This is a genomic window from Paracoccus zeaxanthinifaciens ATCC 21588 (assembly GCF_000420145.1).
Lineage (GTDB): Bacteria > Pseudomonadota > Alphaproteobacteria > Rhodobacterales > Rhodobacteraceae > Paracoccus > Paracoccus zeaxanthinifaciens.
Genome location: NZ_ATUJ01000005.1, coordinates 1 through 25,871 on the forward strand (window position 1 = coordinate 1; position 25,871 = coordinate 25,871).

Here is a 25,871-nt window from a genome sequence, read left to right on the forward strand (position 1 = left end):
CTCGCCTTGCGCAGGATCTCGTTTGCCTGACGCAGCTCCCGGTTCTCCCGTTCCAGCGCCTTCATCTTCTCGGTCATGTCGGTCGGGATGCCAGCCCGCTTGCCGCTGTCGACCTCGGCCTTCTTGATCCACTCGTTCAAGGTCTGGGGCGCACAGCCGATCTTTGCGGAAATCGACATGACGGCCTGCCAGCGCGATCCATGCTGGCCCTCATTGTCGAGGACCAAGCGCACCGCACGCTCACGCACTTCGGGGGAAAATTTGTTCGTCGTCTTGCTCATGATGCTCCATCCTACTCAGGAGTTGGAGCCTCCGGCAAACCCGGAGCGGTTCAGTTCCGTGTGCAGATCGGAAATCGCCCATCCAGCACCGTGACAAGTCACATCTCGAAGGACGGCCATTACTTCATCCACCCGGATCCTGCACAGGCCCGTGCGTTGACGGTCCGGGAGGCTGCGCGTCTGCAGACATTCCCGGACAACTACTTCTTCTGTGGAAACAGGACCCAGCAATACCATCAGGTCGGTAACGCGGTCCCGCCTTTCCTCGCCTTGAAAATCGCGCGCGTTATCCGTGAGATTATCGGCTGATCGTCCTGACCGCTAGCTTCTACCTCTTCCGGCACCACGTCTGCAGCGACACGTGCAAAGACGTTGCCGACCTCGGCGGCAAGCGCCTCGTCTGAAAGATAAGCCAGATCGACTACCTGGTTTCGCAGTCTGAGCAGCTTGGTCGCGCGTCGCATGACGACTTCCATCTTGCCACGTCCGATCCGCTCGGCTGTCGCGAACCAGGCAGCTGCCATGGCGCGCGACAGCCGGGCGTCACCTGCGATTGAGGCGCGTTCGAAGATCTGGACCATGGCGTCCTCGCTCAAGGCATTCAAAAGGTGCCAGCGATCCTCCCGGCCCTCCCCTTGGTCAAGGGTTCGACCGCGCATCCATAGCCGTTGGAAGGTGTTCCTCACGCCTCCTGCGAAGCGTGGTTTCTGTTCGGAGGAATAGCGCCATACCGCGAACTCCTGAAGCAGGACGCAGGACATGAATGCCCAGACGTCGTCTCGAAGAAGCTCTCCTCCGTCTAGGTCCGGATGTTGGCCGAAGTAAGCTGCCACGCGCTTGTCAAAGTCCGACTTCTGTCGTTCCGATGCCGGATGTGGAAAGCCGCACTCCTGAGCGATGGCATCGATATTGCCCATGATTTCGCCAACGAGCGCTCGATCCACAGAGCCTCCGCTTGCGGCGTACCAGACGTGTGCCTCGTAGGCCCTGAGGCGCTGATCGAGGTCGGAGCCAGGACGAATGCGTCCGTCCGATGAATTACTGAGATCCGCAAGGCACTTGTCTACCCCGATCGGCGACAGTCTGGGCAGGAGTTTCGCAACAGTCATTCGATTTCTCCCATGTCCGCAGAAGCGTGAAGGGCAGCATGGAAAGCCCCGGGGGTTGCGGTCATCAGCCCGCGAATTTCCTCAGGCCGCATGCCGGGGAAGGCCATCTCGAGCCAGCTCGCGATCTGGCTTCCGACCGAGCCGTCCTCGCAAGCGATCAGCGTATCCCGCGCGTCTTCGTCTTCGAGGGTGCCGCGGCACATCTGGACCATCACGTCTCCGAGGATCGCTTGCAGTGTTGTCGGATCGCCTTCTGCGACGCGTTCCGTCAACGCAGTGTGGTCTGCGTTCACGTAAAGACGTACGCTTCCCGTGAAGTCGGCCTGCAAGGAACCGGGCCTCCAATGGAGGTACCAGGGTGCGGTCTCCCACTTCTGACCCGGAAACGCCGCGCCGAACGGTACCATCTCCATCGGGAAGCGGGTGTCGCCGCCGTCCTCTAGGTGAATGTTGGACGTATCGGACCAAAGGCGCGATCCTGCGGTCTTGGGCGAGAGCGCCGAACCGGTCGGGATATCCTCCGCGAGCAGCACTTCGATGCGCACCAGCAGTCGGCCACTCAGGAGACGGCTTTCGATAGGCAGGCTGATCGCGAGGGGCTCGTGGAGCGGACCATCGATCACCTTTGTAAGAACGCGCTCCGTACGGCGGGCGAAGCGGCCGTTACCGGAGCCTGTCTTGGCTACAATCGCCAGCTTCAGGTCGTCCTCCGGGATCTGCAGCGAAGCGGCGGCTCCTGCAAAATCCAGCTCCAGCCGCGTGTCCAGTTGAAGGTCGCGGGCATAGTCCCAGTCATCCAGTTGACTGGAAATGTGAAAGAGTGGCGAGCCCGGATCTCCGATCAGCCAATCGCGGAACCCCACGACTTCGTCGGGCAACGTGAGGAATGGCAGGGCAAAGCTGGTCGTCATGCTGCATCTCCCTCATCGAAGGTGAACTTGACCCCGACTGCGGCGTCATCGGGCATGGTCACTCGACAGACGACGCTTCCGCCATTGCTGCCGATCCTGACCGCATTGCCGACAGTCTCTTCGCCGCGCAGCGTCAGATCCAGCAGCGAGATCTCGTAGCCGGGAGGCAAGTCCGTTGCATCCTCCAGTGATCCATCGATGACAAGTTGTGGTGTCGCAATCAGGAGCATGTCGGGCTTGCTGCCATCGTTCTTCAGGTGCGCTTCGAAGAAAGCCGTGCGCTTGTCGTCGATCGTCTCCAGTTTCACGAAACGCGGCGGGGAGATCGAGATCTTCTTGCGAGTGCCGCCCCCGCTAGGACTCGCGCTGCGTCCGGGGCCCTTGCTTGATGTCTGCCCGAGCAGCTTGCCCAACTTGGTTGCCGTGCCGGCCAGGGACGGCCCCTTTTCCCCGGTTCCAGTCGTCGTGTTCTTCGGAAGTGCAAAAGTCTGGGCCGCTTGCCGGATCTCTCTCAGAGCGACATTGACGAAGGTTTTCTCCCGCCCCTTGGGCAGCATATCTGGGCTCCAGTCGTCATGGGCTGGAGGCTCAGCATCAGCAAAGGCGCGCTCGATGTCCTTGACGTTTGAACAGATGAATACACCGGCCCATTCGAGCCGGTCATCGGGGAAAGCCTCTCCGGGAAGATAGCGCACCACTAGTTCAACCGGTCGCATCAAGGCGATGTGCGATGCTGCCCGGGGTATCAGGCTTTCAGTCTTCTTGACGATAGGAGCGCGAGGCGAGCGCATGCCATGTGTGATGGCCAGATTTCCGAGCAGTGCCTTCGGGCGCTGGCAATGTACTTGCTCGCCTTCTCCGATACGCGCTTGCGCTAGCGCCTGTGCGAACAGGTCAAGTGGTGGAAAGCTCTCGGGCTCGGGGATCGGAATGTTCACTCCCTCGATTTCGAGATTGATAGCGAGCTTTCGGTTCGAAGGGGTCGAAGCGCACATCCGGGGCCAAAAATTCCAGAGGATGGACTCAACGAGGTCGGAGGGCAGTGTGGCGACATCATCGACATGAGGTGCTATGATCGCGATCGTCGTCCCGGTGAGACCTTCATTCCGTTCGGGTAGGCCGAGGGCAAGCGCAAGCCTCACCGCGTCGTCGCCCTCGACGGGGTCGACGCCTCCGTCGCCGTCATCCTGCCCCCACCAATGTCGACCCGTATAGCGCTTCGGAGTTCCGCTCCGATCATCCTCGAAAGCGTTGCCGAGGTGACAGCCCATGATGCGACGGACGGGCCGACCTGCGGATGTGGTCTGGCTGTCGGCAATGATCGTGGAGCATCTGCTGAGGGCATAGAGTGAGGTCTTCCCGTAGCCGTATGTGCCTCCGCCCAAGTTTGTGTCTCGTGCAGCTCCGACATTGCGGAGGAAATTGACGAAATCGAGTTTCTCTCCTGCGGAAACCGCATCCGCGCGGGTTGGGCCTCCAAGGCCGGTCGTATTGAAATCGCAGATCTCGAAGATGCCAAGCTGGCTACCTTCGAGCACCCCATGGATATTGTGTTTCTCTCCGTCTTCGATGTCCTCGGGTTCGGTGGCCATTGGTGGGAGGTGGGAGAAGGCAAGTTTTCTGAACCTTTCAAGCTCTTCGCCGATCAGGACCCTGTAACGCAACTTGACGTCAACAGGACTGCCTTCAGGAGCGGCATCGACCGAGTTCTGGATCGCTTCGCGGATCACGGTCTGGAGCAGTCCGAGAGCTGGTCGGCCGAGCAGCCGACGGAAGCCCTCACCGGCGATGTTCCCCGTCTTGGCAAAGGGTTCGCTATAGAGCGTGAGTGGCGTCATGCGGCAAAGCTCCGGATCATTTCCTGACCAGTAGCCTCGTCCAGCCGATGGTCTCGTGCGTGTGTGAGGTCCAAGCCGTACTCGAGCCCGACGATACCATCGGGCAGGGTCACTCCAGGAAAGGACGAAGATACGATGCGTGGAAAGCCCTCACCTACCTCGTAGAAATCCATGCCCTCCAACTCAAAGGCCATGCTATTCCATTCATCTCCTTCGGGCTCACGGCACCCAATCGCAGCAAGGCGTGCATCGAGCATGACCTCATCGGCACCAAGAGCGATGATCTCGCGCCTCAGAAACGCAACACCTAAGGCGCCACCGTCACTCTGTTCGATTTTCAGATGGGCGAGGTACAGCTGTGCACCTGCCGGCGCGAGCAGCTGGTCAGGTCCATGTATCTGCACCCGCATTGCGTCTGCCCGCGTGGAGGTCTTGGTCTCCAGCGCGAAGGCGCCACGCCGAAAGTCATGGCGTTGGCCCGTAGGCCCAGTCCAGGCGGCGACGGCATCCGGCGACACGGCACAGAGCTTGGAGAGGATCACGAGCTCGCCGATTAGTCCCGCGAGCTCTGTCAGAGAGATTTCCGACTTCGGGGAGATCGCAAGCAGTTTCCTGAAATCCTCGATGGTGCCGTAAACTGCGGTTTCAGGGGCTTCCCCTGCCTCGATGCGTTCGAGGATCTCTTCTGCCAGGTCCGCGAAAACCCCGGCTAGGCGTGATTCCGTCAACATCAGATCGATGAAGTGCAATCCTTTGCCCGCGCTCCGATACGAGGCGTGACCAACTGTGAGGTTTCGGTTCCCGGCCGGCATCTTGCCTCCTCCCGGTCGAGCAACTGGTATGAGGAGCCTCGGTTCCCCAGCCGGCCCCGTTGCAATTCGGACTTGACCGAAGCCGGTGGAGATATCTGTTGTCCTGCTGGGTACCTCGAGGATGCCGTCGCCCTTGCCGCTCTTGCGGATCTGATCCCATTCGCGGGAAAGCTGCTGGGCCTCAGGCATTGGTGCCCTCCTCTTCGAAGTCCAGCTCGTCACCTGCCTCTTCGGTATCGTCGACTGCATGGCCGTCTATCTCGACTGAGAAGTAGTTCCCCGAGCGATCCTTCTGTCCGGGGAAGACGATGCCGAAGCCGACAAGGTCGGACACGGCATCCAGAGATGCACGCGACGTGGACTTGCGTGTCGGGTCGGGAGGGGATTCCGCATCGATGAGATAGATCAGCAGGAGTGGCTTTTCGGGCCGACAGGCCTTGTAGGCACTCCAGTCATGCTGATTTCCGGGCTCCTCATCTGCATCTATCAAGATGTCAGCCTTCGACATCAGGGCCTTGATGTCGGCATACAGCGTAGAGCTCTGCTTGAGCTTCGAACGCCGCATCGTTGATACTTCGCCGAGCCTACCCAAGGGGCGCTTGGATGACGTGCTCGACTTGGTGCTGATGACTGCCACATTCCAGTCTTCCAGACCGGCGGTGCGATCATCGAGGTACTGCAGGAGGTGCGGCTTCTTCAAGTCCATGTGCTCCTCCGAGATATCTGTTTCCCGGATGAAGCTGCGGATGGCCGCGAGGGGCACGTCGCGGAAAAGGCGTCCACGCTTCTCGATGGTGCCAGGTCCTTTCTGAAGAGCAGCATCGACTAATTTGGTTGCTGCTGCCCAGTTCGCCCCGACGATCTCGCTGTCCCGGTGGTTGAAGCGGATGGTCTGAACATGCTTACCCGCAAAGCTCATGCTGGTCGGGAAGGCGTGCCTCATCTTGGTCGCGGAGGTAATCGCCATCCCGGGAATTGCGCGCACCCTGACGGCGAACTGTGCGGGAGTTATCCCGTTCTCACGGTACATGGCGATGTCTTCCCGGATCTCCTCCTCGATCACGGCAAGTGATCTGAACTTCGAAGCCAGGTCGTCCGTGGTCCAGAGGCGGGGCAGGTCTTCGTAGCCCTGACGATAGCCGAACCATCGGCCCATCTGGAGGAGCGTGTCGTACTGCCTGGAGGTCCTGAGGAAAAAGGAGACGCTGAGCCCTTCCAGCGTCAGGCCGCGTGCAAGGACGGTGCCGCCGACGACGATGCAAGTGACTGGAGAGCCCGAGAAATCGAGGCGCATTTCTGCATCTGACACCCCATTTTCGACGGGATAGGTCAGCTGCTCCAATACGTCGGGCAGATATTTTCGCACGGCGTCGTACTGCTCCGGGATGCCCTTGCCATCGGCGGCCGTTGACCGTGTCCGCTCATCCTCAAAAACTTGTCTGAGTTTGGCAGCTGCATCTCCGGAGTCCGCGATGAAATCATCTCGTCGCTCGTCAACCCAGTTCTTGATGAGTTCCGACATGTACTCGTGTTGAGCAACATACTGCGATGAATGCACAAGCATCGACATGTGCTTGTCGGTTTGCCCACGTGCCCTGCGGATCGCGCAGCTTGCCAGGAACCAGAGGACGGCTCTCTCCAAGGACGGTGTCATCAGCGGTCTGAAGGCTTCCTTGTCCTTCGGCGACTTCGGACGCAGCAGATCGGGTTCATCTTCTCCGAGTATGCGGATCATGTCCCGCTCGCGGGCGTCCACGTCGTCGCTGTCGCTTCCGAAGACTTCCCGCGCCCCGAAATAGCCGACGGGGCGCTTGAGGGCCGTAATGAAGTCGCGCGGATACAGATCGTCCAGATCCATATCGTTGCCATAGGGGTACGGATTGATGAAGACATTCGCGAATGGAGTGGCCGTGTAGCCGACATAGCTCACCGCAGGGAGAGCTCTCAGCGCGCGCCTGATTTCCTCGTTGATCCTTGTCATGTCGAATTCGCCGCGTGCTGAATTCACCGAAGCCTGATCGCATTCGTCATCGATCAGGAGCACCTTCAGTTTCTTCATGATTGCAGTGGGCGTTCGGTCGATGGTGCGCCTCAACTTCTTAAGGCGGCTTCCTTCCTTCTTCATGACGATTAGTTGCGCGTGCCCATCTGCCGGCATGGTGAAACCGCCATTTGCTGGTTGCACGAAGTCGTCTTCACTCGTGGTGTAAAGCTGCCAGAGGCTTCGGTGCCTTAGGACATCCTTTTCAAAACGGTCCTGCGTCTGTTGTCGAAGTTTGTTCGTCACGCCGCCGAGAACGATGACCAAATTGTAGCCAGCATCCACGGCTTTCGCCATTACAGCGGTCATGTTCGCGGTCTTGCCCGATTGAACATATCCCACGACCAGGCCCCTGCAGGCAAATTTGTCATCGTTGGGGTTGCCGAGGAGCGAAACCACTTCTGAAGAGGCGTCATCTAGTGAGCCGATTGTATCCGGATCCCAACCTTTGGTCTTCAGGTATTCATGCAAAGCGGGCCAGTGACGCTCCTCGATCGCAGGTCCGGAATACCACTCCGGGCGAGGATCTATTATCGAGAAAGGACGCAGAATTTCCACATCCTGAAGCTCCTCGCGTACGAGCTCCACGGCTTGGGCCAATGCCGCAGACATTGCGTCGTTGAAGGGGGTGAAGGCGGAGAGTTCGGTGCGAATGGCGTTCGCTGTGTCTTCGAGGCTGCCGTAGTTCACGTGGCGCTGACGAAGTTGCGTCGCAAAGGTTTCAGTCTGTGGGCTGGTCATGAAATGCCTCAAGTCATATTCACGACCACGTTAATCGCACGAACCGACCTCTAGCAATTTATTGTGCGCAGGTTTCTTTTGGGTTGTGTCGCGAGACGAGGGTGTCGCCGACGCTGTCGTCAGCGCCAGCCTGTACGGGCAGCTTGTGTCAGTTGACGGGTTCGCAATCAAATTTCGAGATTACTCGAGGTCTTTTCTCCTGGCGTCACGACTCCGACGCTCTGCGCGACGCTCTTCCTCATGACGCTCTTGCAAGAGCTCTTCGATGGCATCCAATCCCCAGCCGCCCTCTCGATACCAGCGGTCAAGGTTGGCCCACTCTTCCGCAACGCGCTTGGGGACCGACGTTGTCGCCACTGCGCCAAGTTCGCTGACCTCACCTGCGATTTTTCGAGCAGGCGCCTCAGCATCAACGGGTAAGTACAGATCGTGCTCAGACAGTAACGCCATGGCCTCGTTATAGCGATCAATGATCCTATCGCGGGTTTCGGCCCAAATGGGATCGCGGCGGGCGTTGAGGAGGTCGTGCATGTCGACGTCGCCGCGTGCCACAATCTGTAGGAGTAGGGAGCTCGGCATGTCGCGCTCTCCACTTTCGTAGCCTCGATAGGCTCGTACGGAGCAGCCCAGTTCTTCTGCCAACTGATCTTGGGTGAGCTCGCGACGACCGCGGTATTTACGAAGCCCTTGGCTGAGGCTCATTTCACCTCGCCGGTAGCAGCGTTCAAAGGTTCGCGCCTCTTCCGCCTCCTCGTGTCGCGCGCTCTGAGAACGCTCGATCTGCTTCCGCCTGATCCAGCCCTTTTGCTGCGCTGACATTCCCGGGCGAATCACCAAATTGTCCTGGTCCGGGTCGGGCTTGAACTGGAATGGCATTGAACGTTCCTTCATCAGATCGAAAACCTGCCAGATCTTGCCGCTTTTTGGTCTCCTGAGAAAACGTAATGATTTCATTTGCTTGGACCATTTTCTCGGGCCATGATCTTAGCGGAAAAGCGGTTTGGAGGCGCAGATGAACGATACATTTGAGAACGCAGTCACGCCAGAGATTTGGTGCGAGCGGCTGCGCTCACAGGGTGCCGAGGTCTCAGCGCGCGTTTTGCGGGCGAAGGCTCGTTCCTGCGGCCACTACTACGCCCTCGGCCGTGTCATGCTGCTGTCAGCGGAGCATGTCGAGGCGATCCTATCCGTTGAAGGGGCCCAGGTTCGCAGAGGTGGGCAAGCTATCAGGACCTGGTCCCGTGGGAAGTGATTTCGATCGAGAACACCATGCAGCCATTCGCCCGGAGGAGGCCCGATGTGGTTCGGCCATTCTGGACGCAGGCAAGTCACCTGCAGACTGGGTGTCCTGGTTGCAGGAGTACCGCCAGATCAACATCGCTGAGCGAACGTTGCGGGAGAAGGCAACGCTTGGGGGCGTGCTTTCGGATCGGCAATGCCATGATCACCACGCCCGACCAGATCGATGAAATTCTGACGGAGGATTGGAAGTGCCGCTCGAACCGTACCTCAGAGGCAAGGTCTATTGGGGCAAAGGCTGGATCGAATACAACAGTCGCCCGATCGCCGGCCCATATCGAAAAAGCACGAGATCGACTTCGGAAGCTGGCGCGCGGGACTCGATAAGCGAAGAAACTGAGTTGCAGGTCCGCAAGCACATCATCGGCGAGGAGCGGGCGCTTCGCTTCGCGGATGCAACCGAACTCTATCAGCCTGACAGCAGGAGTGCCCGCCAACTACTGCCGATCCTCAATGCGATCGGCAGTTTGCCCCTTGCGGCCATTACCGGGCGCTTGCTGAAGAACCTCGGCCCGAAGCTGCGCCCAAACGCGTCCACGGATACTTGGTGGCGGGAAATCGTTACGCCAGCGCGGGCGGTCATCAACAATGCGCGCGAGCTGAAGGGGACGCCACTGCTGCGCGTTCGTCGCTACGACCAGTTCGAGCGCAACGCCCAAGACAAGCGCCGCGGCAAGACCAGTCGTGTTGAGCGGGTTCCGGCAACACGGGCCTGGATCGACGCCTTCTGTGCGGAAGCCGATCCGTATAATGCTTCCATGGCGCGGTTCATGTTCGAAACGGCCGCCAGGATCGACCAAGCTGTTTCTCTGACCCCGGACGACCTGCGTCCGGAGAAATGCCAGGTACGGGTCAAAGCTCAGAAGGGACATCCGGAAACCTGGATAGCCGTCTCGCCGGAAATGATGGCGGAGTTGCAGGAGTTGCGTCCCAAGCGCCCCCGCAACCGCAGAACTGGAGCGATCTTGCCGCCGCGAGTCTTCGGGTACGCGAGCTCGACAGGCTACAACTACCGCTGGAAGACGATCTGTCGCCGTGCTGGTATTCCGTACCTCTCGGCTCATGCCGCAGGACGGCACGGATTCTTCACCGAGCTGGTCATCCGTCAAGGCGTGGACCCTGTTACGGCCGCGCGGGCGGGCCGTTGGTCCGATGCCAATCTGCCGATGAGCATCTACGCCCATCCGGAGAGCGATGAGGCCGACATTCGGGCGCGTTTTCGTACACGGTCCGTACAGACGGACTCGTCGAATAATGATAACCTACAGAAAGAAAAAGGAGAAATGGGCAATGGATAACACCCTCCTAAGGGGCAGGTTGCAGGTTCGAATCCTGCCGGGGTCACCATCGTTTCCCGATCCTGCCCGGCCCCGACCGGTTGTGGGTCGGGAAGCCGCGCAAAGGGTGCGGATCAGCGCCGGGCTTCGCGGGCCGACTGGATCTCCTCGGCGCGAAGATAGTGGTCCTTCAGCGCCAGCTCGGACGCGGCCTCGGCGTCGATCACGACCTGGACCTGCGGATGCATCTGCAGGATCGACGCCGGGCAGAAGGCTGTGACGGCCCCTTCGGCCATGGCACGGACCGCTGCGGCCTTGCGGTGGCCCGTGGCCAGCACCAGGATCGAACGCGCCTCGCGGATGGTGGCGATGCCCATCGTGACCGCCGTTTCGGGAACGGTCTCTCCTTCGGCGAAGAACCTGCGATTCGCCTCGATCGTGTCGGGGCTTAGAAGCTTCTCGCGCGTGCGCGACCCGAGCGAGCTGCCCGGTTCGTTGAAGCCGATATGACCATTTGCGCCCAGGCCCAGCAGCTGAAGATCCAAGGCCCCCCGGCCGGCGATCAGCGCCTCGAACGCATCTGCGGATGCGGCAGGATCGCCAAGCCCTGACGGCACGAAGCAATTCGCGGGGTCGATATCGACATGCCGGAACAGGCGCTCGCGCATGTAATGGGCATAGCTTTGGGGGTGGTCGGGGCCCAGCCCGACATATTCGTCCAGATTGAAGGTCGTGGCCCCGGCAAATTCGAGGCCCGCGCGGTGGCGGCGGATGAGGCCGTCATAGACCGGCTCCATCGTGCCGCCCGTGGCAAGGCCCAGCACCGAATGCGGAACCGCGCGCAGCTGGGCGGCGATCAGATCGACCGCCCGTTCCACCGCCTCGCCGGCCGTCGGAAGGATGACGATACGCATCCCGTCAGGCCAGTGCCGCCAGCGCGCGCAGATCGACCTGCCGGTCGAAGGCATCGCCCTCGGCGGTGAACAGATGCGCCTTGGCCGGATCGAAGCCGATATCCAGCGCCTGCCCCGGACGGATGTCGATCGCGCCATCCGCGATCATGCAGATCTGCGCCGTCGCATCGCCTTCGCAATTGCCATAGATCACGGCCTGGTTGCCCAGACGTTCGACCACATCGGCCAGGAAGCGCAGGCCGCCCGTATCGCCCGCCGGGCGCAGGTCGTCGGGCCGGATACCCAGCACCAGATCCTGCCCCGCCTGCGCGCCCGCGGGGGGAACCGGGATGGTCGCACCGCCCCCGTTCGGCAGGGCCACGGTCACGCCCCCCTCGCCCGTGCCGGTGCAGCGGACGGGCAGGAAATTCATGTTGGGCGTGCCGATGAAACCCGCGACGAAGCGGTTCTTCGGCTTGTGGAACAGTTCCAGCGGGCTGCCCACCTGCTCGATCCGGCCATCGCGCAGCACGACGATCTTGTCGGCCATGGTCATCGCCTCGACCTGATCATGGGTGACATAGATCATCGTGTTGCCCAGCTTGCTGTGCAGGCGCGACAGCTCGACCCGCATTTCGGCGCGCAGGGCCGCGTCTAGGTTCGACAGCGGTTCGTCGAACAGGAAAATCTGCGGTTCGCGCACGATGGCCCGGCCGATGGCCACGCGCTGGCGCTGGCCGCCGGACAGCGCGCCCGGCTTGTGATCCAGCCGTTCGCGCAGCTTCAGCACGTCGGCGGCCTTCAGCACCAGGCGGTCCACCTCGTCCTTGGGCATCCGCGCGACGCGCAGCGGAAAGGCGATGTTCTCGTAGACCGTCATGTGCGGATAGAGCGCGTAGGACTGGAACACCATCGAGATGCCGCGCTTGACCGGGGGCAGGTCGTTGATCCGCTTGCCGTCGATCTCGATGCTGCCCGAGGTGATCTCCTCGAGGCCCGCGATCATCCGCAGCATCGTGCTCTTGCCGCAGCCCGATGGGCCGACGAAGACCGCGAACTCGCCTTCCTCGATGGACAGGTCGGTCGGCTTGATGACCTTGGCAGTGCCGAAATTCTTGGTGACGCTGGCCAGCTTCAATTGTCCCATGGGTGCTCCTGTCAGGGGCGGGGACCCCATGAACGGGGCCCCCGTGATCGTCCGGTTCAGTCGATGAGGTCTTCGAGTTCGTCCTGAACCTCGGCTGCGGCCTCCTCGGGGGTCATCTCGTCCAGAAGGACGCCTTGGATCGCCTCGTTCATGACGTCCTGCATCGCGGTATAATCGACCACCTGCGGCTCGGGGCCGCCATCGGCGACCGAACCGAGGAAGTAGGTCCAGTTCGGGTCCTTCTCGGGCAGGGCGCGGGTCGTCTCGGTGTCGCGCACGGGCGTCCAGCCGCCGATATCGTCGAACTCCGCCTGACGTTCGGTCGCGGTCAGGAATTTGGCCAGCGACATGGCTGCATCCTCGACGCCGGACCCTTCGAAGACCGCCAGACTGTCCGAGATGAGCAGCGTCGAATGACCCTCTCCGCTCGGGCCGGTCGGGATCCAGGTCACGCCGTAATTCACGTCGCCCGTCCGCGCACGGAAACCGAAGCTCTGCTGCATCATCGCGATCTGGCCGTCCGCGAACAACGGCTCCAGCTTGCCGCGCTCATAGGCGATGGGGCCGTCCTGCACATAGGGGACCATGTCCGCATAGAACTGGAAGGTCTCGACCGCCTCGGGGCTGTCGAAGACGACATTGCCATCCGCATCGATCACCTCGCCGCCATTGGCATAGAACCAGCTGAGGAACTGGTGCATCGTGTTGTCGAAGGATGCCGCAGCGATGCCCAGGCCCCGCGCGCCGGTCTTTTCCGTGATGGCCTTCGAGGCGGTCATCATGTCGTCCCAGGTCTGCGGGCCGTCGGGCATGTCCAGCCCGGCCTCGGCGAACAGGTCCTTGTTGTAGAACAGCCCGCGGGTCGAGAATGCGCGCGGCACACCCCAGGTGTTGCCGTCGAACTGCACCGTCGACAGGACCGAGGGCTCGTAGCTGGCGGCTTCCTCCTCGGACAGGTCGACCGGGCGGATCAGGCCGGCCTCGGCCAGCTGCGGCAGGGCGCGGCTGCCCAGATAGGCCATGGCCGCCGGGGCGCCCGCGCTTGCCAGCGTGATGGCCTTTTCCTGGCACTGACCCCAGGGAACGTATTCCATGTTGACCTCGAAGCCGGGATTCTCGGCCTGCCATGCGGCGACATGTTCGGCCTGGACGGCGGCTTCGGCCGCGTCGTCGGATCCGCAATTGATGAAGTGCAGCGTCTCCTGGGCGGCGGCGGCCTGCGACAGGCCGGTGATCGCCGCGCCCGCAAGAAGGACAGTTCTGAGGTTCATGGATACTCTCCGTTGGTTGTTCGGTTGGTTGGCGGCCCGTTGAACCGGGCTCATTCCTTGACCGCGCCGGCGGTCAGACCGGCGACGATGTATTTCTGCAGGAAGACATAGAGGATCAGCACCGGCAGGATGCCCATCAGGCTGGCTGCCATCAGTTCGTTATAGACGACCTGTTCACGCCCGAAGAACTGGTACAGCCCCATCGGAAGCGGGTGATAGGCGTCCACCGAATTGAAGGTCAGCGCGAACAGGAACTGCTGGGCATAGGCGGTGATGAAGACGGTGATCGACACGACCATGATGCCCGGCGCCGCCACCGGCAGGATCACCCGCCACAGCGTATAGAGCCGCGACGCGCCATCGACATAGGCGGCCTCCTCCAGCTCTTTCGGGATGCGCAGGAAATAGCTGCGCATCAGGAAGATGCCCGTGGGCACGGTGAAGGCCGCGCCCGGAATGATCATCGCCCAATAGGTGTTCAGCAACCCCAGCAGCAGCATGATCTTGTACAGCGGCACGATCAGCACCGCCGCCCCGATCATGTTGACGGCCAGGAACGCCATCAGGATCGTGTCGCGGCACATGTAGTCGAAGCGCGACACGGAATAGGCGGCGGGAATGATGCAGGCCAGCGCCAGCAGCGTCACCGCGCAAGAGATGAAGAACGAATTAGCGATGTATCGCGCCAGCCCCGGCACGTTCGTCCACATGTCGATATAGGCCTGGAAGGTCATGTCGGGCGTGAAGAAGCGGTAAGGCGCGCGGAACACCGCCTCGATCGGACGCAGCGAGACCATCAGCGCCTCGGCGAAGGGGGCCAGAACGAAGATCAGGAAGCAGGCCACCGCGAAATAGATGCCGACCTTTTCCCACCATTTGTACTTGTCGATCATTTCCCTGCCCCCGTCTTGCGGCCGCGACGCGCCATCAGCGCAAGGTTGACCGCCGCAAAGGCCGTCATGCAGATCAGGATCATCACGGCACGGGCCGAACCTTCGCCGAAACGGAACCGGCTGATCGCGGTCTTGTAGGTGTCGATGATCATCGTGGTGGTCGCGCCGCGCGGCCCGCCCTCGGTCAGGATCCAGATGATGTCGAAGGAATTGAAGGTCCAGATGGCCGACAACAGCCCCATCGTGAAGATGGCCGGTGCCAGCAGCGGCAGCGTGATCCGGCGGAAGCGATAGAACCGGCTGGCCCCGTCGACCCATGCGGCCTCGTACTGTTCCTTCGGGATGGATTGCATCGCCGCCAGCAGGTACAGCGACACCAGCGGCGTGCCGACCCAGACGTCGGTGACGACGGTGGCGATGAAGGCCGACTGCTTGTAGGCCAGAAATTCGAACGGGCCCGACAACAGCCCGATCTTCTGTGCCACCCCCGAGATCATGCCGAACTGGCCGTTGTACATCCACGACCACATGAAGACCCCGATGGCCACGGGCACGATCCAGGGCGGCATGATCAGCACGCGAAACAGCGTGCGTCCGGGCAAGGCCGCGTTCAGCAGCACCGCCCCGATGACGCCCATGATCATCTTGAAGACCACGCTGAGCGACATCCAGACGAAGGTGCGCTGGATCACCTCCCAGAAATCATCCTCGAAGATCTCGACGTAATTGGCAAAGCCCACATATTCCTCGGTCGAGCGCAACGAGGCGTCGGTGAAGGACAGGCGGAAGGTTTCGAACAGAGGCCATGCGACGATGGTCAGCGTCAGCAGTGCCGCCGGCAGCAGCAGAAGATAGGGGAAGGCGTCGAAGCGACGTGTCATGCGGCCTCCTCTCCGGCAAGCGCCGCATCGAAGGCGGCCCAGATGCCGGCCAGGTCGACGGTGCTGCGGGTCTGCATGGCGCGGTCGATGGCCATGGCGGTCAGCCCTGCCTCCAGCGCCTCGACGCAGCTCAGCGCAAGGCGGTCCTTCGCGCCATTGACATGGGCCATGATGTCCTGCGCCATCGCGCGATCGGCCCCGTAATGCCCCTCGTTCGAGGTGGGCGCGTCGGTCACGCGGTCGTCGCGGGTGATCTGTTCGCCGGTATCGGACAGCGTCACGCGGAAGGTGTTGCGGATGAAGTCGCCCTCGGCCATGCCGTCGCGGCCCGCCACCATGAAGCGGCGATATTCGTCCGGCACGTTCAGATTGGTGTGGAAGGACAGCGTCGCGTCGTTTTCATAGCGGATGATCGCGGTCTGGTAGTCGACCAGATCCCCCCGCCCCGAAAATGCGTCATCGGCCCCACCCCAACGCGGGCTCATCCTGTCCAGATAGGCGGGCGCGCGGTCGGGACGATTGGCGGGCAGGAACTTCTTGCGGCCGCCGAAGCTTGCGACCTGCGCCGGACGGCTGCCCGCAACGGCCTGATACAGGTCCAGATCGTGGCAGCATTTCTCCAGCATGAAACCACCCGACCGGGCGCTGTCGCGTCGCCAGTCGCGCATGAAGAAGCTGCCGTGATAGGGGCCGATATGTTCGGCGGCCTCCATCGACATGATCTCGCCGATATGACCGTCCTTCTGCGCGGCGCGAAGGGCGCGGAACAGCGGCGAATAGCGAAGGACCAAGCCCACGATCAGCCGGTTCACACCGTCATGCGCCGCCATCAACCGCGCGAGTTCCAGGGTTTCCTCTTCGGAGATGACGACAGGCTTCTCGACGAAGATATGCGGCGTGTCGGATGCCAGGGCCAGGCGAAGATGTTCCAGATGCAGGAAATTCGGGGATCCGATCAGCAGCAGGTCGAAGCGGCCCCGTGCCATCATGGTTTCGGCATCCTCGAACCATTCCGGCGCCGACCCGGTGCCCTTGAAGACCGCCGCCCGGTCGCGGCCCGGATCTGCGACCGCGACAAAGCTGGCCTTGGGGTCCGCCCTGGCGAATTCCGGGATCAATGCCGCGATCCGCGCGCCCAGTCCGATTATTCCTATCTTCACCCTGCTACCTTCCGCCTTCCATGATGTCCTTGAGGGATCGGACCCGCGCGGCGCTGGTCACCTTGCGCGGGGCGATCCCGATGGCGCTGCAATCCTGCTGCGCCCCGTCCACGCCCGCACAGGAACCATGCAGCGCATCCACCCCTGTCGCGATTAGCGCGAGGGCATTGCCGTCATCGACGCCGCTGCCCGCCATGATCTGGATCCGCCCCGCCGCGGCGCGGCAGAGCGCCGCGATGCGATCCAGGCCCTGGATCGCGGTGGGGGCCGCCCCCGATGTCAGGATCCTGCGCGCACCCATGCCGACCGCCATCTCCAGGGCCGCCATCTGATCGCGGCACAGGTCGATCGCCCGGTGGATGGTGATGTCCATGTCCCCGGCAGCGTCGCGACAGCGCATCAGCGCATCGGCATCCAGATCGCCCTGCGGCGTCACGATGCCGATGACGATCCCCGCAAGACCCGCCGCACGCATCGCGGCGATATCCGCAAGGATCGCCTGCATCCCAGCTGTCCGGGCCAGGAAATCGCCCGGCGCGGGCCGGATCATCGCATGACAGGGCAGCGGACAGTCCCGCGCCAGCGCGATCATGCCCGGCCCGGGCGTCAGCCCCCCAAGCCCGAGCGCCGAGCAGAGCTCGATCCGGTCCGCACCGCCTTCGACGGCCGCCGACAAGCTGTCGGGGCTGTCGACGCAAACCTCCAGTTCAAGATGTGGAAACATGGGAAAAGCCAAAATCCTTCTTGGCCCAACAATGGCTCGGGCTAAAATTCATTGCAAGAATTTTTTTGTCTAACTTAATTATTGTGCTGATCGACTAAGTTTGAGATGATCAAACCCGATGAAACTTTAGCTTAGCAAAAGTATTACCTCCGAATGATCAGCAAGTCCCGCCCATCCGACCTCGTGCAGGCGATCGCGACCTCCGGTCCCGGCTTCACCCCGAAGCTGGCCATGATCGCCCGCTTCGCGCTGGAGGATCCCGAATCCTTCATTCGCAAGACCAGCCGCGACATCTGCGCCGAACTGGGCACATCGGAACCGACGCTGATCAAGTTCTGCCAACAGTTCGGCTATTCCGGGCTGTCGGATTTCCGCATCGACCTGGCGCTGGCGCTGGCCAAGCACCGTTCGGGCAGCGATTTCGTCGAACCGCTGGCAGGCGACCGGCGGCAGGTCAACCTGGCCGCCAAGCAGCGGATCGCGCAGGCCGTGGTGGGGCTTGTGGCGGATGACAGCAGCCTGCTGATCGACAACGGCTCCACCACCGAGGTGTTCGCCCAGCTGCTGGGCGGGCCGCCCCGGACGATCATGACGACCGGCATCCGCGTCGCGCAGAACGCGCTGGAACACGGCATCCATACCGTCATGCTGACCGGCGGGCGCATCCGCCCCAATGCCATGTCGATGACCGGCCGCATGGTCGAGGCGACCATCGGCCGGATGCATTTCGACACCTTCGTGATGGGTGCGGGGGCGATCGACGCCGATATGGGCCTCTCGACCTTTCAGGAGGACGAGGCCCACAACACGCGCTTCATGCTGGACGCCGCGCGGCGCGTCATCGTGCTGGCCGACAGCACGAAATTCGGCAAGCCGCGCCTGCATGCCATCTGCGGCATCGACCGGGTCGACGTCCTCGTGACCGATCTCGATCCGCAAGACCCCCGCTTCGCCGCCATCGAGGCGCAGGGGACCCACATCGTATCAACTAGGAACGCCAATGACCTCGACGCTGACCCTGCCTGAGACCGCCACCTGGAGCGAAATCCTGAGCCAGCCCGACATCTGGGAGGGCTGGGCCGAAACGCTTGCCGACCAGTCGGCCGAGATCCGCGGATGGATCGCCCGGCGGGGCATCGACACCGTCTGGCTGACGGGGGCCGGCACATCGGCCTTCATCGGCGGGGTCGTCGGCGCGGGCGCTTCGAAACTGCGGCTCGAGGATCGGGCCAGCACCGATATCGTGTCCTGCCCGCAGGATGTGCTGACCGCCGGGGGAAGGATCCTCTGCGTGCAGTTCGGCCGATCGGGCGACAGTTCGGAATCGGTGGGGGTGATGGACCTGCTGGACCGCCACCGCCCCGATATCGACCGGCTGCACATCACCTGCAATCCCGATGGCGCCCTGGCCACCCGCCCGGCCCCCGGCCCGGGCGAGACCCGCGTGATGCTGCTGCCCGAGGCGACGCATGACCGCGGTTTCGCCATGACCTCCAGCTTCACGACGATGCTGCTGTCGGCGCTGGCATGCCTGGGCGATTTCGATGCCGCCCGCCTGCCCGCGCTGGCGGCCGAGGCGCGGACGCTGGTCGCGCAGCTGGCCGACAGCCCCTGCCCCCGCCCCGATCGCGCCGTCTTCCTCGGATCGGGTGCATTGAAGTCGCTTGCACGAGAGAATGCGCTGAAGGTTCTGGAACTGACCGCGGGCAGGACCGGCACGCAATGGGACAGCCCGCTCGGCTATCGCCACGGCCCCAAGGCCGCCGTGGCCGACGATACGCAGGTCTTCGTCAGCCTGCATCCCGATCCGCATACCGCGCGCTATGACCGGGACGTGGCCGACGAGATCCGGCGCCAGTTCCCCGACATCACGGTTCAGACGGTGGGCCCCGGCGGCGACATCGCATTCGACGGGACCGGGGACGCGCGCGCCGATGCGGTGCTGCATGTGCTGGTCGGTCAGATCCGGGCGGCGCAATGGTCCGCCGCGCTCGGCCTGCCGGTGGACGACCCTTTCCAGGGGCGCAATCTCAGCCGCGTGGTCTCGGGGGTGCAGCTCTACCCATGGCAGCGATGATCTGCGGCGGCATCGACCTGGGCGGGACCAAGATCGAGGCCCGCCTGTTCGACGGCCCGGACGCCGCCACGACGCAACTGCGCCGGATCGCGACGCCGCGCGAAAACTATGCCCAGATGCTTGCGGCACTGGTCGAACAGATCCGCTGGCTGCAGCAGGTGTCGGGACGTGACGACCTGCCCGTGGGCATCGCGGTGCCTGGCATCATCGACCCGGAAACCGGCGGCGTCTTCACCGCGAACACCCCGGCACGCGGCCATTCGATCCGGGACGACCTGATGGCGCAGCTGGGCCGGCCGTTCCCCGTGGTCAATGACTGCATGGCCTTCGCGCTGTCCGAAGCCTGCGGCGGTGCGGGCGACGGCCACCGCACGGTGATGGGGCTGATCCTCGGGACCGGGGTCGGGGGCGGGCTGTGCATCGACGGCGCGATCGCCCCCCGCGCGGGCGGCCTTGCGGTCGAGGTCGGGCATGTCGGTCTTCCGGCCAGCGCCATGGCCCGCCATGGGCTGACGCCGCGCCGCTGCGGCTGCGGCAGGCTGGGCTGTATGGAGACCGCCGTGTCCGGCACCGGCCTTGCCAATATCGCCGAGGACATCCTTGGCACACGCATAGAGGGCGCCGATCTGGTGCGCGGCGGCCACGAGGATATCCTTGAAATCTGGGCGGATATCGCAGGCGAATGCCTGCTGACGATCCAGCTGATGCTGGCCCCCGACTGCATCGTCCTTGGCGGGGGCCTTTCGAACATGCCCGGCGTGGTGCCGCGACTGGAACGGGCCTTGGAACGCCATGCCCTTCGCACCATGAAACCAACCAGGCTGCTGCAGGCCCGACATGGCGACAGTTCGGGCACGCGCGGGGCCGCATTGCTGGCAAGAAGATGACACAGGAAATCGACGACATCATCCGTGCAAACCGTGCAGGCAAGGGAACTGCCCTGCCTTCGGTCTGTTCTGCCCATCCCGACGTGCTGACCGCGTCGCTGCTGCTGGCCGAAGCCCTAGACCGGCCCCTGCTGGTCGAGGCGACCTCGAACCAGGTGAACCATCGCGGCGGCTATACCGGCATGACGCCCGATGCCTTCATCGCGTCGCTGCGCGACCGGGCGGCGGCATTGGGGGTCGCGCCCGACCGGCTCTTGTTCGGGGGCGATCACCTTGGCCCGCAGGCATGGAAGGACCAGCCCCCCGAAGCCGCGATGGCCGAAGCGCGCGCCATGATCGAGGCCTATGTCCGCGCGGGCTTTACCAAGATCCATCTAGACTGCTCCGAGGGTTGCGCCGGTGAACCGGCCGCCCTGACCGACGGCCCCGCCGCCGCGCGCGCGGCCGAGCTGGCCGCCGTGGCCGAGGCCGCGGCACCCGATGCGACCGCCCTGCGATACATCATCGGCACCGAGGTTCCGCCCCCCGGCGGTGCGCGCCACGACGACGAAGGCATTGCCCCGACCCCGCCCGAACGCGCCACCGCCACGATCGCGGCCCATGCCGCCGCCTTTTCCGGGGCCGGTGTGGATGCCGCCTTTGCGCGGGTCCGCGGTCTGGTTGTCCAGCCGGGGCTGGAATTCGCCCCCGCGCAGGTCATCCGCTTCGACATGACCGCGCCCGACCACCTGGGGCCGGTGCTGGCCGATCATCCCGACCTGTGCTTCGAGGCGCATTCGACCGATTACCAGGCCCCCGAGGTCTATCCCGAACTGGCCCGCCGGAATTTCGCCATCCTCAAGGTCGGGCCCGCCCTGACCTACGCATGGCGCGAGGCCCTTTATGCATTGTCGCATGTAGATCAATGGCAATCGGGCGCCCCGCATATCTCCGAGGTGATGGAGCGGATCATGACCGCGGCGCCGGCTGCATGGCGCAGCCATTACCACGGCATGCCGGAACATCAGAAGCTGATGCGCCATTTCGGGCTGGCCGACCGCATCCGCTATTACTGGACCGATCCGGCGGTGCAGGAGGCGGTGGCGGCACTGAAATCCCGCCTTGATGCGAACCCGCCCCCCGCACCGCTTCTGGCGCAGTATCTGCCCGAAGCCACCATCCGGCGTGCGGCGTCGCTGGACCTGCCCATGGTCGAATGCCTGCTGGTCGCGCATGTGCAGGAAGCGCTGCTGCCCTATTACGAAGGGACCGCGTGATGCTGATCGGGGTCAAATCCCTCTGGAACGGCGGGCGCCTGCTGCACGACATGGCGTTCGAGGCCGCATCGGACGACATCGCGGCCATCCGGCCCCTCGGGGCGGACACGCCCGATACGACGGTCGCCCTGGCCTCGCCCCTGCTCTGCGATCTGCAGGTGAACGGCAGCGGCGGCGTGATGGTGAACAGCACGCCCACGCCCGACGGGTTGCGCGCCATCGCGGCCGCACAGCGGCGCTGCGGCACGGGGGCGATCCTGCCCACCGTGATCACCGACACCCCCGACGTGATCGAGGCCGCAGCCGAGGCCGCGCTGGCAGCCTTCGGGCATGATGGCATCGCGGGCCTGCATATCGAAGGGCCGCACCTGTCCGCCCAACGGCGCGGCACCCACAAGGAGGCATTCATTCGTCCGCTGGACGACCGAACCGTCACGCTTGTCGAACGGCTGCGCGCCGCGGGCATGCCCGTGATGATCACGCTGGCCCCCGAGCTTGCGGACCCGGTCCTGTTCTCGCGGCTGGTCGCGTCGGGGGCCGTCGTCTCGGCCGGGCACACCATGGCCACCGCCGAAGAAACCCGCGACGCGCTGGAACGCGGGTTGTCCTGCTTCACCCATCTCTACAATGCGATGCCGCCCATGACCGCCCGCGCGCCGGGCGTGCTGGGCGCGGCACTGAATTCGCGGGCCCATGCGGGCATCATCGTGGACGGCATCCATGTCGATTGGGACATGCTGCGCGTCGCGCTTCGGTCGCGCCCCGCACCCGGCCTGACCTTTGCCGTATCGGACGCCATGGCCACGGTCGGCGGCCCGGACCACTTCGAGATCTACGGCCAGATCATCCGCGTCCGCGACGGAATGCTGGTGAATGCCGAAGGCTCGCTGGCGGGGGCGCATATCGACCTGCGGCAGAGCCTTGCGAACCTGGTGAACCGGGTCGGCCTGCCCCTGTCCGAGGCACTGCCCATGGTCTGCGACATCCCGCGCCGCGTGATGGGCCTTGCGCCCGCGCAGATCGCCCCGGGCCAGCCCATCGCCGACACGCTGCTCCTGAATGACGACTTCCAACTGATCGAGCTGACATGACCCTGCACATCACCCAGACCTGGAGCGCGGCACCCGAGGGCACCAAGGGCAGCTTCCATTTCCGCCTGCGCAATTTCGGGACCGCTGCCGTTCCGATGGCGCGGTTCTGCTATACCTCGCTCGGACGGATCGACGAGACGACGGATGTCGCGGGCGGCTCTGTCGCGCGAAATTTCGGCAGCTTCGTCGAGATCCGGCCCGACATTTCCGAACTGGCGCCCGGCGCGTCCTGGGATCTGCATCTGCGCGGGCTGATCTATGGCGCGTCGAACCGCACCCAAGGGCTGATCACCGCCTGGATCGAGGGGCCCGAGGGCCATGCGACCACGGTGGCCTTCGACGATCTGCAGCCCCTTGAGGATTTGCCGCGCGGCACGACCAAGCAATGGCCCCGTGGCAAGGCCGTCCACCCCCTGGGGCTGCTGCCATGGCCGAACGCGGTCGATATCACGGACTGGCATGACGCGGTTCCGAACCTCTGCCCGGCCGAAGGGGTCGATCCCGCCCCCTTCGTCGCCGTGGGGGCCCTGCATCGCCGGCTGTTCCCGCTGGCCGCGACCGCGATCCGACCCTGCCCCGATGACGGCGCCATGGCGGTCACCACGGCCACCGATCCCGCCCTGCCCGCCGAAGGCTACAGGATCGCCTTCGGCCCCACCATCGACATCGCCCATGCCGACAAGGACGGGTTGCGCCACGCGCTGATCGCCCTGGCCCAGATCGCCCAGTCCGCCCACAACGACGCAGGCTATCGCTTTCCGCGCGCGGGCATCATCGAGGATGCCCCCCGCTTCGGGTGGCGCGGCGTGATGTTCGACGTTTCGCGGAACTTCTTCCCGGTGGCCACGCATCGCAGGCTTCTGGACATCATGGCATGGCTGCGGATGAACCGGCTGCATTGGCACCTGACCGATGACGAAGGCTGGCGCATCCCATCCGCCGCCTTCCCCCAGCTGAACGCGACCGGCGCCACGCGCAGGCGCGGCGCGCCCATGCCGCCCCAATATGGCGACGGGCCGGACGGCCAGTCGGGCTTCTACCCCCCCGAGGATATCGCAGCCGTGCTGGACCATGCCGCGATGCTGGGCATCGAGGTCATGCCCGAGGTCGAGATGCCCGGACATGCCTCGTCGCTGATCGCTTCGGTTCCCGGTCTGCGCGATCCCGAGGAACCCGAGAACGCCTATCGCTCGGTGCAGGGGTTCACGAACAACGCGCTCAACCCCGGCCTGCCCCGAAGCTACGAGGTCGCCCATACCCTGCTGGACGAGGCCGCGGCCTTCTTCCCCTTCGAGATCATCCATGTCGGCGCCGACGAGGTGGAACATAGCGCCTGGTCGCGTTCCCCCGCCGCGCAGGCCCATGCATCCCTGCACGGGCTGTCGGGAACGGCCGAACTGCAGGCGCATTTCCTGCGGCGCGCGCAGGCGCATCTGGCCGAACGCGGGCGCAGGATCGGCGCATGGGACGAGGCGGCCGAGGGGGGCGGCATATCGCCCGACACCGCCGTCCTCTTCGCGTGGCGCAGCAAGGAACGCGTCGCGGAACTGATCCGCGAAGGCTATGACGTGGTCGCGACGCCGGGGCAGGCCTATTACCTCGACATGGTGGAATCCGAAGGCTGGGATGCGCGCGGCATTTCCTGGGCGGGGGCGGCCACCCCCGAGGACAGCTATGCCTACGAGGTCGGGCTGGACCTGCCCGAAGGACCGGGCCGTCTGCTGGGGGTTCAGGCCGGGATCTGGACCGAATACCTGCACACGACGGAACGGCTGAACGCCATGATGTTCCCCCGCCTTGCCGCCGTCAGCGAAGCCGCATGGACGGCGGGCGACCGCAAGGATGCGGACCGCTTCTTCGCCCTGTCCCACCTGGTGCCGCAGCTGTGAGGCGGGTGGCGATCGGCGGGTTGCATACCGAATGTTCCAGCTATTCCCCGCTGGAACAGACGGCCGGGGATTTCACCCGGATCGAGGGGGCCGCGCTGACCGCCTCGGTCCCGTTCGACTTTGCAGGACACGGGATACACCCGATACCGATCCTGCATGACAGATCGGTTCCCGGCGGGCCGGTCGCCGCCGCCACCTTCGACGCGCAGCGGGCCGAATTCATGCGCCGGTTGCGCGCCGCCATGCCGCTGGACGGCGTGCTGCTGCTGATGCATGGCGCGATGTTCGTGCCGGGCATCGACGACCCCGAGGGTGACTTCATCGCCGAGATCCGGCGGATCGTCGGACCCGATGCCATCATCTCGGCGGCGTTCGACCTGCATGGGCAGATCACCGAACGGATCTGCGATGCCCTGGACGGCTTCGCGGCCTATCGAACCGCGCCCCATGTCGATGTGCCCCTGACATGGACGCGTGCCGCGACGATCCTTGCCCGGGCGCTGGCGGGCGGGCCGCGCCCGTCCGTGATCCGGGTGCCGATCCCGATCCTCGTCTCGGGCGAGATGTCATCGACCTTCGTGGCGCCCTGCGACCGGCTCTATGCCGCGCTGGCCGATCACGACGCGGCGCCGGGGATCGAGGATGCGAACCTGATGATCGGATATGTCTGGGCCGACAGCCCCCGCGCCACGGCGGCGGCGGTCGTCACGGCCACCGACCGCCGCGCAGGCCAGGACACGGCACGGGGCGTTGCGCGCGCCTATCGCGACGCCCTGCCCGAACTGGCCTTCGACATGGTGTCCCTGCCGCTGCCCGATGCGTTTGGTCATGTCGCGCACGGACCCGCCATCTTGGCCGACAGCGGAGACAACCCGACCGCGGGGGGCGTGGGCGACCGGGCCGATGTGCTGCGCCATGTGCTGGATGCGGGGCTTGGCTCGGTCCTGATCGCGGGCATCGCGGACCCAGTGGCCCATGCAGCGCTGCAACAGGGCGCGGGAACGATCACCCTCGGCGGCAGCTTGGGGGGCGGGGGGCCCAGGTTCGAACTGACGCCCGACCTGTGCCGCTTCGCGGAGGGCTGCGCCGTCATCGCCATTGGCGGGATCACGGTCGTCATCTCGGACAGGCGACGCCCGTTCCACCACCTGAGCGATTTCGCGAAGCTGGGCCTGACGCCTGGCGATTTTCGTCTGCTGGTCGTCAAGTCGGGATATCTGTCGCCCGAATTGCGCGAATTGCCACGCCGGCAGGTGATGGCCCTGACCGAAGGAGCCGTCTGCCAGGACATTTCCCGGCTGACGAACGATCATCGCCCCCGGGGGACATGGCCCTTCGATCAGCGGGACGCGAACGGGGCGCCTTTCGACGTGTAAGGAATGCCGGCGATCAT

22 protein-coding genes and 1 pseudogene are annotated in these 25,871 nt (G+C 64.0%); 9 read left to right on the forward strand and 14 right to left on the reverse strand.

From position 1 onward, the window contains the following. On the reverse strand, positions 1-281 hold a 281-nt coding region (locus F804_RS0106305), incomplete at its 3' end, for a transposase (RefSeq protein WP_022706902.1). 51 nt (positions 282-332) lie between these two features. Between F804_RS0106305 and F804_RS17130 the strand changes: the two are divergent. Beyond that, positions 333-590: pseudogene (locus F804_RS17130) on the forward strand (DNA cytosine methyltransferase); the annotation flags it as partial. Here the strand turns inward: F804_RS17130 and F804_RS17335 are convergent. The 6 genes from F804_RS17335 to F804_RS15815 form a co-directional block, all read right to left on the reverse strand. Next, the gene (locus tag F804_RS17335) at positions 518-1,390 is read right to left on the reverse strand and encodes a DUF6339 family protein (RefSeq protein WP_022706903.1); all 873 of its coding nucleotides are present in this window, start codon (positions 1,388-1,390) and stop codon (positions 518-520) included. The pseudogene F804_RS17130 and the gene F804_RS17335 sit on opposite strands and share 73 nt — an antisense overlap. Then, positions 1,387-2,301, reverse strand: coding sequence for a hypothetical protein (locus F804_RS0106315; RefSeq protein WP_022706904.1), 915 nt, complete (start codon positions 2,299-2,301; stop codon positions 1,387-1,389). Before F804_RS0106315 ends, F804_RS17335 begins: the two co-directional genes overlap by 4 nt. Next, a complete protein-coding gene (locus tag F804_RS0106320; protein ID WP_022706905.1) occupies positions 2,298-4,139 on the reverse strand; it encodes an ATP-binding protein in 1,842 nt (613 codons plus the stop codon). The genes F804_RS0106315 and F804_RS0106320 overlap by 4 nt, the downstream gene beginning before the upstream one ends. Next, positions 4,136-5,140, reverse strand: coding sequence for a PD-(D/E)XK motif protein (locus tag F804_RS16895; protein WP_022706906.1), 1,005 nt, complete (start codon positions 5,138-5,140; stop codon positions 4,136-4,138). The genes F804_RS0106320 and F804_RS16895 overlap by 4 nt, the downstream gene beginning before the upstream one ends. Continuing rightward, on the reverse strand, positions 5,133-7,733 hold the full coding sequence (locus F804_RS0106330) for a Z1 domain-containing protein (RefSeq protein ID WP_022706907.1): 2,601 nt from the start codon (positions 7,731-7,733) through the stop codon (positions 5,133-5,135). The genes F804_RS16895 and F804_RS0106330 overlap by 8 nt, the downstream gene beginning before the upstream one ends. 180 nt (positions 7,734-7,913) lie before the next feature. Then, positions 7,914-8,687: a helix-turn-helix domain-containing protein gene (locus F804_RS15815; RefSeq protein ID WP_084686497.1), complete on the reverse strand. Its 774-nt coding sequence runs from the start codon at positions 8,685-8,687 to the stop codon at positions 7,914-7,916. A gap of 536 nt (positions 8,688-9,223) precedes the next feature. Here F804_RS15815 and F804_RS0106345 point away from each other — a divergent pair. Then, positions 9,224-10,330, forward strand: a complete 1,107-nt coding sequence (locus F804_RS0106345; protein WP_028725692.1) for a tyrosine-type recombinase/integrase — start codon at positions 9,224-9,226, stop codon at positions 10,328-10,330. A gap of 113 nt (positions 10,331-10,443) precedes the next feature. On the opposite strand, the gene nagB is transcribed toward F804_RS0106345, so the two are convergent. The 7 genes from nagB to F804_RS0106380 are packed head-to-tail and all read right to left on the reverse strand — an operon-like array spanning position 10,444 to position 17,278. Next, on the reverse strand, positions 10,444-11,223 hold the full coding sequence (gene nagB / locus F804_RS0106350; protein WP_022706910.1) for a glucosamine-6-phosphate deaminase: 780 nt from the start codon (positions 11,221-11,223) through the stop codon (positions 10,444-10,446). Between the two features lie 4 nt (positions 11,224-11,227). Beyond that, positions 11,228-12,349, reverse strand: a complete 1,122-nt coding sequence (locus F804_RS0106355) for an ABC transporter ATP-binding protein (RefSeq protein WP_022706911.1) — start codon at positions 12,347-12,349, stop codon at positions 11,228-11,230. A gap of 56 nt (positions 12,350-12,405) precedes the next feature. Beyond that, on the reverse strand, positions 12,406-13,620 hold the full coding sequence (locus tag F804_RS0106360; protein WP_022706912.1) for an ABC transporter substrate-binding protein: 1,215 nt from the start codon (positions 13,618-13,620) through the stop codon (positions 12,406-12,408). Positions 13,621-13,670: 50 nt separating this feature from the next. Then, the gene (locus F804_RS0106365) at positions 13,671-14,513 is read right to left on the reverse strand and encodes a carbohydrate ABC transporter permease (protein ID WP_022706913.1); all 843 of its coding nucleotides are present in this window, start codon (positions 14,511-14,513) and stop codon (positions 13,671-13,673) included. Beyond that, positions 14,510-15,394, reverse strand: a complete 885-nt coding sequence (locus F804_RS0106370; protein WP_022706914.1) for a carbohydrate ABC transporter permease — start codon at positions 15,392-15,394, stop codon at positions 14,510-14,512. The genes F804_RS0106365 and F804_RS0106370 overlap by 4 nt, the downstream gene beginning before the upstream one ends. Beyond that, on the reverse strand, positions 15,391-16,554 hold the full coding sequence (locus tag F804_RS0106375; protein ID WP_022706915.1) for a Gfo/Idh/MocA family protein: 1,164 nt from the start codon (positions 16,552-16,554) through the stop codon (positions 15,391-15,393). The genes F804_RS0106370 and F804_RS0106375 overlap by 4 nt, the downstream gene beginning before the upstream one ends. 4 nt (positions 16,555-16,558) lie before the next feature. Next, complete coding sequence (locus tag F804_RS0106380) at positions 16,559-17,278, reverse strand: copper homeostasis protein CutC (protein ID WP_022706916.1); 720 nt, start codon at positions 17,276-17,278, stop codon at positions 16,559-16,561. A 153-nt stretch (positions 17,279-17,431) separates the two neighbouring features. Here F804_RS0106380 and F804_RS15820 point away from each other — a divergent pair, with 153 nt between their 5' ends. The 7 genes from F804_RS15820 to F804_RS0106415 are packed head-to-tail and all read left to right on the forward strand — an operon-like array spanning position 17,432 to position 25,854. Continuing rightward, a complete protein-coding gene (locus F804_RS15820) occupies positions 17,432-18,304 on the forward strand; it encodes a DeoR/GlpR family DNA-binding transcription regulator (RefSeq protein ID WP_022706917.1) in 873 nt (290 codons plus the stop codon). Then, the gene (locus tag F804_RS0106390) at positions 18,279-19,355 is read left to right on the forward strand and encodes an SIS domain-containing protein (protein ID WP_022706918.1); all 1,077 of its coding nucleotides are present in this window, start codon (positions 18,279-18,281) and stop codon (positions 19,353-19,355) included. Before F804_RS15820 ends, F804_RS0106390 begins: the two co-directional genes overlap by 26 nt. Then, positions 19,343-20,242, forward strand: coding sequence for an ROK family protein (locus F804_RS0106395; protein WP_028725693.1), 900 nt, complete (start codon positions 19,343-19,345; stop codon positions 20,240-20,242). Before F804_RS0106390 ends, F804_RS0106395 begins: the two co-directional genes overlap by 13 nt. Further along, on the forward strand, positions 20,239-21,498 hold the full coding sequence (locus tag F804_RS0106400) for a class II D-tagatose-bisphosphate aldolase non-catalytic subunit (RefSeq protein WP_028725694.1): 1,260 nt from the start codon (positions 20,239-20,241) through the stop codon (positions 21,496-21,498). Before F804_RS0106395 ends, F804_RS0106400 begins: the two co-directional genes overlap by 4 nt. Continuing rightward, complete coding sequence (locus tag F804_RS0106405; protein WP_022706920.1) at positions 21,498-22,589, forward strand: N-acetylglucosamine-6-phosphate deacetylase; 1,092 nt, start codon at positions 21,498-21,500, stop codon at positions 22,587-22,589. Before F804_RS0106400 ends, F804_RS0106405 begins: the two co-directional genes overlap by 1 nt. Continuing rightward, positions 22,586-24,478 (forward strand): beta-N-acetylhexosaminidase, encoded by a 1,893-nt coding sequence (locus F804_RS0106410; RefSeq protein ID WP_022706921.1) that lies wholly within the window; start codon positions 22,586-22,588, stop codon positions 24,476-24,478. The genes F804_RS0106405 and F804_RS0106410 overlap by 4 nt, the downstream gene beginning before the upstream one ends. Then, positions 24,475-25,854 carry a M81 family metallopeptidase gene (locus F804_RS0106415; RefSeq protein WP_022706922.1) on the forward strand — a complete coding sequence of 460 codons (1,380 nt, stop codon included), beginning with the start codon at positions 24,475-24,477 and terminating at the stop codon, positions 25,852-25,854. Before F804_RS0106410 ends, F804_RS0106415 begins: the two co-directional genes overlap by 4 nt. The last annotated feature ends 17 nt before the right edge of the window (positions 25,855-25,871 follow it).